Here is a 12,192-nt window from a genome sequence, read left to right as displayed (position 1 = left end):
TAATGTTAACGGTTTATTTCTGCAATCAGTGTAATAAATTAGTGGAGAAATATTAACTATTCAACTTGTTCCCTGACGAAACAGTAATTAAGAATAACTCCATTATTTGTTAAGATCAGAAATGCGCAATTAAGCGTATATCTGAATAGAGAGGTAGAAATAATGGAAAAGTATATTATTGCCAGGAACTATTTTGATGGTTACAGTACACATAATTCAGATCATGTTTTTGTTATAAACGATGGCATGATATCAGAAAATTATGACATAAACGGGGATAAGGTAAAAGAACTGCTTAAAAAGGATAATGCAGTGGATTACCGTGATAAATTTGTTACTCCTGGTCTTATAGACTCCCATAACCATTTTACACTTACATCATTAAAATTGAAATATCAGGTAAATTTTTCCAGTGTCCGATCATTTTCCCAATTTTTAGAAATGCTTGAAAATAACAGGGATAAAGTTATACATAGGTGGTTCCAGGGATATGCTATCAACGAATATGATATGGAGGAAAAACAGCTCCCTGACAGGCTGGTTATTGATACAGTATTTCCAGATACGCCGGTGTTTATTACTCAGATGACTGAACATTATGGTATATGCAACTCCAAAGCACTGGAGCTAGCAGGAGTATCTAAGGAGACTGAATCCCCACCCAATGGAAAAATTGGAAGGTATGAAAACGGAGAACCCAACGGCATACTTTATGAGGCCAATGCCATGGATCTTGTTAAAAAAATGATTCCTGAATATGATATAAACGATTATATGGAAGCTATTAAGTTCGGTGCTGGTAAATATAAAGAAGCCGGAATATCCACTGTGAAGGACATGGGCGGTACTGGAAAGGACGTTAATGAGGATACCCGTGTTGCCGCATTGAATAGATTATCCGATGAAGGATGTCTGGAATTAAGGGTAGCTCTCGTATTGCCGGTATATTCACTGGAGGATGTTAAGAGAAAAATAGAATTATGGAAAAAGGTACATGAAAGTAGCAGATTGAAATTTTCGGGATTCAAAATGTTCATGGATGGAAGTATACTTTCAAGAACTGCATGGATGAGAAATAATTACGCCAAACCTGAAAATACTGATAACAAAGGAATCCCATTATGGGATATAGAGAATTTCAGAAAGGCCCTGGGACTATTATCACAAACGGGGCAGCATATAAGCATACATACCATAGGCGATCGGGCAATTGTAACCGCACTTGATGCCATAGAGGAAGTCAAAAAATATGGGAAATCTTCAACTTATAGTCTTGTACACTGTTATAAACTGGATAAGGATATAATTAAAAGAATTAAAACATTAAATGTTGGTGTTGAAACCCAGCTGGCATTTATATACTTTATAGGTGATGGCCTTACAGAAAATATTGGAAAGGAGCAGTCAAGATGCCTGTTTCCTGTAAAAACATTGATGATGAACAGTATACCGGTATCAAACGGATCGGATAGTCCGGTAACACCGTTCAATCCGGTATACGGGCTGTACTCCTCTATATTCAGAAAAACATATACAGGAAATCACAGTGAAATTTATAGCGGAAGGGAAGAGCTTACCCTGGAAGAAACCTTGAAAACATACACATCACAGAGCTCCCTGACTGTAGAATGGGATAACATCGGAGTTCTTGGCAATAATCATTTTTCTGATTTTTCCATATGGGATAAAAATCCATCAGACCTGGGCAATAAATTGAATCCATGGTTAAACATGAAAATTAATGCCATTTCGGTACATTAATAAAAATCATAAGTGGCTATCTCTGTTCCCGATATATGAAAATATGTAATGTCTCCCAGATAATTCCGGCCAATTTTTGTTATATATAGAACATACATTCTGCCTTACTACTCAACTCTTATATGGACACCGTGAATTCCCTCTTCAGAATCCCAAGGAATTACATTATGTGATTAAATTGGAATTAGTTTGGGTGTACATAAGAATTTCCTATACAGTATGGTAATTGAGGATAATATTATGAAAGATATTTGTACCAAAACTCTATATATAACTATGTGTTATATTTTATATGAAGCAAAAGTATATTATAGGACTATCCATAATTATAGCGCTTTTGTTTGTCATGATGGCATTTTCAGATAATGTTGACCATAATAATTCTGATATTATAAATAACCATACTGTCACTACCAAATATGTTAAAATAGGCAATATAACATACATGAACAACTTCAACATCTCACAGTCAGGTAATATACAGTATGGAGGAATAAGCAGCAAATAAATAAACAGTGTAAGGGCATATGAGAACAGGGACATAAAAAACAATACACTCAAGGCATCGGGATACAGCTATAAAGGAACAAACAATACAAATTATCTTCTACAGTGCTATAACAATTCAGATATAAAGTATACAATAGCATTCACAGATACATTCAAGAATTATAAGGTTGAAATAGGCGATATAATATACAGCAGTAATTCAGAAAACATCTCATACATATATGCAAACATAGTACCAATCAATTCATCTAAAATACTCCTCGGCAATGAGTTTACACTTGACTATAAATCAACATATAATAATGAAATGAAAAACTTAATAAACAGTATAAAATTAATATCAATCAATTATATGTTCTCAACAAATAATACAATGCACAAATTCGGTATAGAATACTCATACATAGCAACAGGAATGAGTAATATGTTAAAGTCTACAGATAATAATGTAAAGAATAAGGAGATAAATCAAACAGTAGGGATAGCTATAGACTGGAACTGGCTTCCATTATCTCTAATATTTGCTGGTGGCATTAGTTTCGAAATAGGTTTAATTGCGTTTTTGATCATAGGTGGGCCAGTTGCAATTACCATCGTATTACTTGGCTTAGCTCTATTTGCTGTTGTTGGGGGCTTAACAGAATGTATATACTGTTAGGGGGGTTATATGAATAATAAAAATAAAATTTTTATATTTATATTTGAACTTGTCCTTGGAGAATTTGTGGCTCTATTAGGTATTCTAGATTTTTTAACGCTATATAATGTTCAACATAAAATTTTTTCTTTATATTTTACTATAATATTTTTAGTATTTGCAATATTATTGCCTGTTATTACTATAATATACTGGAGGCGCGGAATATTTAAAAAGTATTTAAACTAGGAATCATCAATATAATAATGAAATGAAAAACTTAATAAACAGTATAAAATTAATATCAATCAATTATATGTTCTCAACAAATAATACAATGCACAAATTCGGTATAGAATACTCATACATAGCAACAGGAATGAGTAATATGTTAAAGTCTACAGATAATAATGTAAAGAATAAGGAGATAAATCAAACAGTAGGGATAGCTATAGACTGGAATTGGATGTGTACTGTTTCTTTAGTGGGACTTGTTGCTGGGGTGCTGATGCTATTATTGTCTGGCGTGGGACTGGTATTCGACACTATGTTAGTATTCTGGATTTATAATGGATTATTTATAGCTGCGAGTGGCTCATCCATAATTGGGACTTTATGGGGTTGCTTTTAAAGGGATTTAAAATGGATGAATACAAATATCTAAAGATATACTCAATTATCGATGTTGCTTTCATTATAATTTTCAGTTTACTTTATGTATTTACATTGAAGGATTCCTTTATACTATTTATCGTCTCCTTTTCATTATTATTTTTAATGTTAATTTTCGTATATTATAGTGCTAAAAAAGGTACGATACATTTTGTAAAAGAGAATAGGCAAATTGTATATAATAAAATAGTGTATATCTTAGACATTATAATATTAACATTCTCCTTATTTGCTGTATTTGAAATAACAGATAAGAAAATCATAAGAATTTTATCGATAATTATAGGGGTAATATTCCTATCTCTGATATCATATAACTACAATAAAAAATCTATAACCCAAAAAAATAAAGCAACAAAAACTTAATAAACAGTATAAAATTAATATCAATCAATTATATGTTCTCGACAAATAATACAATGCACAAATTCGGTATAGAATACTCATACATAGCAACAGGAATGAGTAATATGTTAAAGTCTACAGATAATAATGTAAAGAATATGGAGATAAATCAAACAGTAGGGATAGCTATAGACAATAACTGGTGGTGTGCAGTACAGATAATATTTTACGCATTAGCATGGATTGGATTCGGTTTGGCACTTTTAGCGACATGGGGTGTAATTGTATTTGCAGGTATTGCACTTATTGGTGTAACGGCGTCGGTAGCGCATAGTTGTTTTAACAACTTTGATCTTTAAAGGCGACAAAAATGGCTAATAGGAATATTTTAATTATCATCTATTTAATAATTCTAAGTTTGGGCGAGTTAATAGTTTCAATATATACAAGTTATAAACTCGGTATAATTTTGTTTTTGTTACTTTTTATCGGTCTTCTTATAAGTTTAGTGTATAACACAATAAAATTGCATAAAAGTAGAAATACAGAATAATTTTAAATATTATAATATAGATTTTATAACTTATAAGATGATGACATGGATAATTACGAATTTAAGGCCTTTATCACGAATTTTTATTATTTTATTTATAGTTTTTATTCTATATAATATAAACACGTACAACTATAAATTATATTATACTAAAAGCGAATAAAAAGTATCCAAAAATTATTAATAAATTAATATTTAAGGGATTATGCATATCTCAGGGCTATGCCTTTTCCGAAGCGGGGATAATTCCAGTCAATGTTTTCATAGGGGCAGGCAATCCTAGATGCACCGCATTCCACACAGTTTTCGTAACCTATTACTATTCTATTGTTCTGCCATGAAAACACATTTGCCGGGCATATGGAAACACAGGGCTGTGGTTCACCGTACTTAGCAGTGCACTCCAGACACGTGTTTACATCCTTGATTGCAAGATGCGATTTGTCGTCCTTCTTATATCTCAACGTGTATAATTTTTCTTCTGTTCTCATTTATCTCATCCTCATAACAAAAGTCATCAGGTCAGGTATTAGATTTCTATAATTGCTGACCATGGTGTTCCTTATTCCCATCAGATCTCCTGAAGCCCAGCCTTCCAGCATAGATGATACCATATTTATGTATTCACCAGCCTTATTGCCGGTCATGAAATCTGTTTCCAGTTTCCTCTCCTTTGCAATCTTTGAAATTTCTGGATTCTTCATAAGGTTGTATCTGTAGATCTCCTTATCGTAATTGTAGACTGCGGCTTCTCCTGCTATTGTTCCTGATGCTATTGCCGGGGTAATTCCATCAAATGTCAAAGGATCTACAAGCCCAATTGCATCCCCGCAGAGGTAAACATTGCCCTTTGCAACATTGATATCAGGGAATCCACCCTCAGGTATAATCTTGGCCGAATACTCCCTGAGGGAATATCCCTTTACCTTCTCAGCAATGCCTGTCATTTCAAGGAAATCATCAAGAAGTTTTTCCGGCCTTATCTTTCTGTCGACAAGTTCTTTAATCGGAGAACCAATTCCAACTGCAAGGCTATCCTTGTATGTGTACATGAACCCTGCCACCAGCGGATCTGATGTAATCATTCTCCACGACATGCCGGTATTATCATCGGGCAAATTGAACAATGTATTCAGATCTCCTTTCTTTATGGAATAGACCATCTTTACAGCCTGTACAGAGTTTTCAGGCGTCCAGTCGCCATTGATTCCCGATTCCATGGAAACCAGTGAATTGACTCCCTCTGCCAGAACAAAGGATTTGGCAGATACCTCTCCCCTGTCTGTTGTAAGTGATTTTGCAACGCCATTCTCCCAGTTAAGCTTCAATGCAGTTGTCTTGGGAATGACCATGGCGCCCGCCTTTTCAGAAATAGATGATAGCCATTTATCAAATTTTAACCTGCCTGTTGTAACAAGGCCATCTGGATGGAATTCTATATCTACCGGTTTATTACCATTGTAAAGAGAAACTTTGATAGTTTCAACTTTTCTCTCAAATGGCATATCCTCTCCGAAGATAGACGTTACATAATCCTTTCTTATCATGGCGCCGGAAACGTTTTTTGATCCGGGTTCCGGACCCCTCTCTATCACAAGTACCTTCTTCCCCTCTGAGGCTGCCTTAAGTGCAGCGGCCGAACCTGCTGGGCCTGCTCCCACCACTACTATATCATAATCAAGCATTTACATCACCAATTTTTTTAATGAGTTCCGGGACTATCTGGAAAACATCCCCTATAACTCCGTAATCACAATTTTCAAATATCTGCGCTTCTGGATCGCTGTTTATTGCAATTATTCTCTTCGATCCCTGGATTCCAACAAGATGCTGTATAGCTCCTGATATTCCCAGGGCTATGTAAAGATTTGGTCTTATTGTTGTACCTGTCTGCCCGACCTGTCTGTCATGAGGGTACCAGTTTGCATCAGCAAGTGGCTTGCTCACACCGACTATTCCTCCTATTTTGTCTGCAAGCTCCTCGGCGAGCTTCAGGTTATCCTTATTTACCAGCCCCCTGCCTGCTCCAACAACCACCTGTGCAGCAGCAAGAACATTGGTTTTCTCTATATTTTTGTAATCGGTTATTTTGAATCTTGTGTCAGCCTTTTTCATTTTTTCCCGTATAACTTTTCCCTTGAAGTCCCTTTCAGGAAGTGCAGAAAACACTCCTGCCCTGGTAGTTACCATTATGGGCTTGTTGTTCGGGCATATGATTGTTGATGTTTCCTTGCCGCCGAAATCGGGCCTTGTTGCCTGCAGCTGTCCCTTTTCATCCACATCGAATATAATGCAATCTGCTATAAGCCCTGTATTGACCTTTATCGCTGTTGTTGATGCCAGTTCCCTTGAATTTGAGGTTCCAGGGAAGAATATTGAGTTTGGCTTGTATTTATTAATCATCATTTCAAGGGCAGCAGTGTATATATCGTTGTCATATCTTCCAGCATTTTCAGCCTCGCAGTAATAAACTTCATCTGCACCGTATTTGAATGATGTGTCTATAAGCTTTTCATCCTTGTCTCCTATAATAACTGCACCGAGCTTCGTATCCATGAGGTCTGCAACCCTCCTTGCAGCACCGAGAATTTCCAGTGATGTTTTATTAAGCTCACCATCGAAATGATCGATATAAACCCATATATTGTCTTCTACATTTGTTACAGGCTCTGGCTTTTCATAGGCATTTTCCATAGATTTCATTCCCTTCAGGGATTCCTTGATCTTGGCCACGAGAAAATCCACAGTTTTGTTCAAATCCTCATTCTTAATAATTTCAGGATTTCTCATCTTGGGCGGCGGCCTTACCCTTATAACCTTTGTGGGAGATGCAGCCAGGCCGATCTTTTTAGGATCTGCCTTTATGTCATCCTTCGAAAGCCTTGTAACCTGATAGGTCATTGATTTGATCATGCCCTCAAGGGTTGCCTCCCTTGGGTTATTTGAATTCTCTGTTATGGTTGCAACAAAGGGCATCTTTACCTCAACTGTTTCAGTATCAAACTCCGTTGTTCTCTGGAGTTTTGCAACCCCTGTTTCCATATTTATATCCAGTATTTTATCTGTATATGCTATTTCCGGAATGCCCAGCCACATAGCTGTCTGCGGCCCAACCTGCTGGGTTTCCCCATCCAGGGCACGCCTCCCGAATAATATTATATCTGGCTTCCCTATCTTGTCTATTCCTCTTGAAACGGTGTATGATGTTGCCCATGTATCTGATCCAACCATTGCTGCGTCTGTTATGAGATATATGTTATCTGCGCCCATTGCCACGGCATCCCTTAATGTAAGGTCGCCCTTGGGTGGGCCCATTGAAACAATAGAAACTGTTCCGCCATATTTTTCTTTTATCCTGAGTGCCTCTTCTATGGCATGCAGGTCAGGAGGGTTTATAATTGCGGGTACTCCCTCTCTGACAAGGTTATTGGTTACCGGGTCAATTCTCAAATCATCGGCATCCGGAACCTGCTTCACAGCAACAACAATATTAATGCCTTTCATGGGAGTATATGCAAAGTGCTATTAAAAATCTTTTCGAAGGGAAATAACAATAAATTTCACAGTATAAAAAGCAATATAACCGGTACTGCCATAATGCCGGAAAAATAGCAGATCACTGAGTCCTGAAGGAAATGCGATATTTTCTTATCATGTAAATAAACACTCCTAACATCAGTGCAATGGACACCATGCTTATGGTTATTTCATTCAGGGTACTTCCATAAATCTGGTCAAGGTATACATTACTCAGGAAGGGGCTTGCACCTATTATTATACCAAAAAAGGTTCCTGTTGCACATGCGGGGCAAACCCCCACAGCACCAATAATTGACATTGGTGTGGCCTTTTTAAGTTTCATGCCCTTTATGGAATAAGAAAATATAGCGCTACCTGTGATGGCTGCAGCTATTAGAGAAATGATCTGGAAAGGATACAGGTATACCCCAATAAAATGTGAATAGTAGACAAGAAAATCCGGTGTAAACATGGGGAGCCCGTAGAAAAAGGAGACATAATGAGGATAATGATATCCTGAAGGCATTATATGTATCATTCCACCGGCTATGGCAAGAATTACAGTATAAATTGCAAGAATCGGATAGAAATGGTTCAACACAGGCAGAGTATACCTGCTTTTTAGTGCCCTGTAAACTGCAAATCCTATGAGGGCCGCACCGGCTATAATTATTGCATCATCCAGTGATGTATAGAATCTGGCAGTGGCAGCGGTAACAGAATAATTAAAGGGCGATGGATAAAATAGGTTTCCGAACCGTGAATATATTTCATATCCATTAAGAATGAGTAAGATGCCCACCATAGTAATTATAATATTGCCGTTTTTCATTGTATTTGCAATATATGCAAATTACATAACTGTTTTCATTTTGTGCATATTTCATTAATTGACGTATTTTAATTGAGATATTTTCATCTTAAAGGGCTATTTTTCCCAAACATAATCTTTAAATTAAATCGAACTATATTACAAGCATGGCTCTTGAAATCAAAAATATCATGCAGAAACAGCCTATATACATGGATGAAAATGCAACTGTATATGATGGCGCAAAGAAAATGTCAGAGGCAAATAAAGGCTCCATACTTCTTGGTGAGCCAACATCTCTGAGGGGGATTATTACAGAACGCAACATCATAAAGGCAATTGCCGAAGGCAAAAAGCTGGACACTTCTCTGGGAAATGTGGCTACAAAGGAGAACCTCATATTTATTCATGAGGATGACTCCATTACCAAGGCTGCAGTGCTTATGAGCAAACACAATATAAGGCACCTTATTGTTAAATCCAGCACCGGAGCTGTTTCAGGCATTCTTTCAACCAGGGACCTAATGAGAGAGAGCCAGACGTTGAAGGAACTTGCAAATGTAAAGAATTCAGATTGGTTCGGAAGTGATTAAAATGGCAGTGAGTTTGGGACTCGAGGATGTATTCATAAAATACACAGGATTAACATATATAGATGGCAATGCGGGGGTTTTAAGATACCGCGGATATGATGTCAATGATCTGGTAGAGCATACCAGTTTCGAGGAGGTCTGCTACTTAATGACCCGGGGAGAATTACCCAGCAAAAAGCAGCTTGAAGAATTTAAGGCGTCCATAAAAGAACATTATGCACTTCCAGAGCATGTTCTCGATCTTATTTCAGTGCTCCCCAGGGATGCAGATACACTGACAATGATGGAGACAGCCTTTGCATCCCTTTCATCAGGTGATTATAAATGGAGCAAGGAAAATGATAGCAAACAGGTACCGGTAATACTGGGAGAAAATCTCGGGATAATTTCAAATATTTACAGGCATAAAATGGGTATGGAACTCAAGAATCCTGACCCTAAATACGATTACGCAGAGGCATTTCTCATGAACTGTTTCGGAAAAGCCGATGAAAAGAAAATAATGGCAATGAATGCTGCACTGGTTATTTACGTTGACCACGAGGTTCCAGCATCCACCACAGCAGCCCTGGTTGCATCATCAACACTTTCAGATATGTACTCCTGCATAACGGCTGCAACTGCAGCACTTAAGGGCCCACTTCATGGTGGTGCTGCGGAGGCCGCATATAAGCAGCTGCTGGATATAGGCACCCCAGATAATGTGGAGAACTGGTTTAAAACCAACATACTGGATGGCAAAAAGAGGCTCATGGGATTCGGGCACAGGGTTTACAGGACATATGACCCGAGAATGAAGATTTTCAAGAGGCTTGCCACGGAACTTGATCAGAACGAGGAGCAGAAAAAATATTTTGAAATAGCCAAAAGGCTTGAAGATCTCGGTGTTAAAGAATTCGGCGCCAAGGGAATATATCCAAACACAGATTATTACTCTGGGATAGTTTTCAATGAAATCGGTTTTCCCATATATATGTTTACCACCCTGTTTGGCTTTTCAAGGGTCCTTGGATGGCTTGCCCACGTAACAGAATATGTAGAAGAGGAGGAAAGGCTGATCAGGCCGAGGGCAGTTTACACAGGGCCTGATAAAAGGGATTTCATAAAAATAGAGGACAGGAAATAAATTTATTATTATAATGATTTATTATAATTATTGCCATAATTTGCTATATGTTAAATATCTGGTCCTAGTCAAATATTCTATGTTTTAAACAGGACAAATATGGATAGAAAGTATCCATTCCAAATATTAATTATGATAAATGTAATCTAGATACATGTCATTATTAACTGAAATCGCAGCAGATTCAAATAAAATCGGAATAGGGAACACACCACTTTTCAGGCTCGGAAACAGTGGAATTTATTCAAAACTGGAGTACCTTAATCGCTTCCATTCAATCAAGGACCGGGCAGCATTCTTCATGCTGGATTATGCAATGAAAACCGGCAGGCTGAAAAAAGGAATGACCATTATAGAGGGTTCTTCCGGGAATACTGGAATTGCCCTTGCCGGAATTTCAAATCTCCTTGGATTTCACAGCGAGATAGTTGTCCCGGAATCTGCCCCGTATGAAACAGTAAGGACACTGAAAGAATATGGTGCAGATGTTATCATAACACCTGGAAACAGTACAGAAAATTCTATCAATTATGCCATAGAAAAGGCTCGTGGCAACCCGGATAAATATTACCGCCCGGGTCAGCATGAAAATGAAATGAACTCAAATGCCCATTACTATGGCACAGGTCCGGAAATAGCAAGGGAAATTCCAGATCCTGATCATCTGGTCATAGGAATAGGTACAGGTGGAACCATTACAGGATTATCGAGATTCTTCAAGGATCATGGCAATACAACGGTGACAGGGATAATCCCCGAGGAGGGTTCACACATCACCGGCCTCCGCAACCCGTTCAAATCCGATTATAGGTCAATAATAGAAAAATACAGTAATTATATAGATGAAATTATAACAGTATCACAGGATGATGCATACAGGGGTGTCAGGGAGATCCAGGAAAAATATAATTTATTTTGTCGGCCCTTCATCGGGTGCTAATTATGCCGGGGCTTTGAGGTCATCGGGCAAATATGCCACAACTGTAACTGTGTTTCCAGACGATTACACTAAATATGTAGATATCTACACAAAAATGCAGTTAATTAAATGATTTATTTTTTGAATCTCTATATCTTTCAAGAGGGTACCAGTTAAAACCTTTTAGCTCCACGGTGTTACCATGAAGTGAAAAGACAGATATTGAGCAGTTTCCTATTTCCAGTTTAGTCAGTGGCATACCCTCAGTGGTGGTCGCTATTGAAAACATGGCCCTTATTGGTTCCAGATGGGTACCAATTAAAACTCTCCGGTAATCACGATCCGATATTGATGATGTAAATTCCTGCATCCTTCTCTTCACGCTGGAGAATTTCTCCACGTGGTACCTGTTTTCAACCCCATCCTGAAATGTTGCGTACCATTCAGGGTCTATCGCTGTTACATCGGCCATCTTTTTACCTGTAAGGTCCCCTGTACCAACATCCCGCAGCAGTGCAGTGGTTGTATACTCTTCGAAACCCATTATTTTAAGAGTATTCTGCACCCTGGATATAGGGCTGCTGAAAACTGAATCAAATTCTATGTCTTTCAAGTATTTTCCGGTCTGGATGGCTTCCCTTTTACCATTTTCCGTAAGTTCTGTATCATCCAGTGGAAATACTGCCTCAACATTATTATAGGTCTCACCATGCCTCACAAAATAAAGCAACATATCACGATATTTT

Annotated in this window: 15 protein-coding genes; 10 read left to right on the top strand and 5 right to left on the bottom strand. The window is 37.6% G+C overall.

Translation table 11 applies throughout. The features are described 5' to 3' along the window. Positions 1 to 162: 162 nt before the first annotated feature. The 7 genes from RE471_RS08225 to RE471_RS08195 all read left to right on the top strand — a co-directional run bounded on the left by RE471_RS08225 (position 163) and on the right by RE471_RS08195 (position 4,284). A complete protein-coding gene (locus RE471_RS08225) occupies positions 163 to 1,761 on the top strand; it encodes an amidohydrolase family protein (protein ID WP_309214366.1) in 1,599 nt (532 codons plus the stop codon). 292 nt (positions 1,762 to 2,053) lie between these two features. Further along, entirely contained in the window at positions 2,054 to 2,269 is a 216-nt protein-coding gene (locus RE471_RS08220) for a hypothetical protein (protein WP_309214365.1), read from the top strand. A 375-nt stretch (positions 2,270 to 2,644) separates the two neighbouring features. Next, positions 2,645 to 2,929 carry a hypothetical protein gene (locus RE471_RS08215; protein WP_309214364.1) on the top strand — a complete coding sequence of 95 codons (285 nt, stop codon included), beginning with the start codon at positions 2,645 to 2,647 and terminating at the stop codon, positions 2,927 to 2,929. A 9-nt stretch (positions 2,930 to 2,938) separates the two neighbouring features. Then, complete coding sequence (locus RE471_RS08210; protein ID WP_309214363.1) at positions 2,939 to 3,157, top strand: hypothetical protein; 219 nt, start codon at positions 2,939 to 2,941, stop codon at positions 3,155 to 3,157. Positions 3,158 to 3,179: 22 nt separating this feature from the next. Further along, the gene (locus RE471_RS08205) at positions 3,180 to 3,539 is read left to right on the top strand and encodes a hypothetical protein (protein WP_309214362.1); all 360 of its coding nucleotides are present in this window, start codon (positions 3,180 to 3,182) and stop codon (positions 3,537 to 3,539) included. Between the two features lie 11 nt (positions 3,540 to 3,550). Then, positions 3,551 to 3,946 carry a hypothetical protein gene (locus RE471_RS08200; RefSeq protein ID WP_309214361.1) on the top strand — a complete coding sequence of 132 codons (396 nt, stop codon included), beginning with the start codon at positions 3,551 to 3,553 and terminating at the stop codon, positions 3,944 to 3,946. 32 nt (positions 3,947 to 3,978) lie between these two features. Further along, the gene (locus tag RE471_RS08195; protein WP_309214360.1) at positions 3,979 to 4,284 is read left to right on the top strand and encodes a hypothetical protein; all 306 of its coding nucleotides are present in this window, start codon (positions 3,979 to 3,981) and stop codon (positions 4,282 to 4,284) included. 397 nt (positions 4,285 to 4,681) lie between these two features. Here the strand turns inward: RE471_RS08195 and RE471_RS08190 are convergent, their stop codons facing one another. The 4 genes from RE471_RS08190 to RE471_RS08175 form a co-directional block, all read right to left on the bottom strand. After that, positions 4,682 to 4,969: a 4Fe-4S dicluster domain-containing protein gene (locus RE471_RS08190; protein WP_309214359.1), complete on the bottom strand. Its 288-nt coding sequence runs from the start codon at positions 4,967 to 4,969 to the stop codon at positions 4,682 to 4,684. Further along, positions 4,970 to 6,163 (bottom strand): NAD(P)/FAD-dependent oxidoreductase, encoded by a 1,194-nt coding sequence (locus RE471_RS08185; protein WP_309214358.1) that lies wholly within the window; start codon positions 6,161 to 6,163, stop codon positions 4,970 to 4,972. Next, positions 6,156 to 7,982, bottom strand: a complete 1,827-nt coding sequence (locus tag RE471_RS08180) for an FAD-binding protein (RefSeq protein WP_309214357.1) — start codon at positions 7,980 to 7,982, stop codon at positions 6,156 to 6,158. The genes RE471_RS08185 and RE471_RS08180 overlap by 8 nt, the downstream gene beginning before the upstream one ends. 112 nt (positions 7,983 to 8,094) lie before the next feature. Further along, positions 8,095 to 8,829 carry a hypothetical protein gene (locus RE471_RS08175; RefSeq protein ID WP_309214356.1) on the bottom strand — a complete coding sequence of 245 codons (735 nt, stop codon included), beginning with the start codon at positions 8,827 to 8,829 and terminating at the stop codon, positions 8,095 to 8,097. A gap of 146 nt (positions 8,830 to 8,975) precedes the next feature. Between RE471_RS08175 and RE471_RS08170 the strand changes: the two genes are divergently transcribed. The 3 genes from RE471_RS08170 (at position 8,976) to RE471_RS08160 (ending at position 11,467) form a co-directional block, all read left to right on the top strand. Further along, on the top strand, positions 8,976 to 9,401 hold the full coding sequence (locus tag RE471_RS08170) for a CBS domain-containing protein (protein WP_309214355.1): 426 nt from the start codon (positions 8,976 to 8,978) through the stop codon (positions 9,399 to 9,401). Position 9,402: 1 nt separating this feature from the next. Beyond that, a complete protein-coding gene (gene gltA, locus RE471_RS08165) occupies positions 9,403 to 10,527 on the top strand; it encodes a citrate synthase (protein ID WP_309214354.1) in 1,125 nt (374 codons plus the stop codon). Between the two features lie 154 nt (positions 10,528 to 10,681). Further along, positions 10,682 to 11,467 (top strand): pyridoxal-phosphate dependent enzyme, encoded by a 786-nt coding sequence (locus RE471_RS08160; protein WP_309214353.1) that lies wholly within the window; start codon positions 10,682 to 10,684, stop codon positions 11,465 to 11,467. Between the two features lie 100 nt (positions 11,468 to 11,567). Here the strand turns inward: RE471_RS08160 and RE471_RS08155 are convergent, their stop codons facing one another. After that, positions 11,568 to 12,179: a histidine phosphatase family protein gene (locus RE471_RS08155; protein WP_309214352.1), complete on the bottom strand. Its 612-nt coding sequence runs from the start codon at positions 12,177 to 12,179 to the stop codon at positions 11,568 to 11,570. Between the last annotated feature and the right edge of the window lie 13 nt (positions 12,180 to 12,192).

Source organism: Ferroplasma sp. (assembly GCF_031200575.1).
GTDB lineage: Archaea > Thermoplasmatota > Thermoplasmata > Thermoplasmatales > Thermoplasmataceae > Ferroplasma.
Note: the sequence above shows the minus strand (reverse complement) of the source record. Positions and strands in the feature narration are given on the sequence as shown.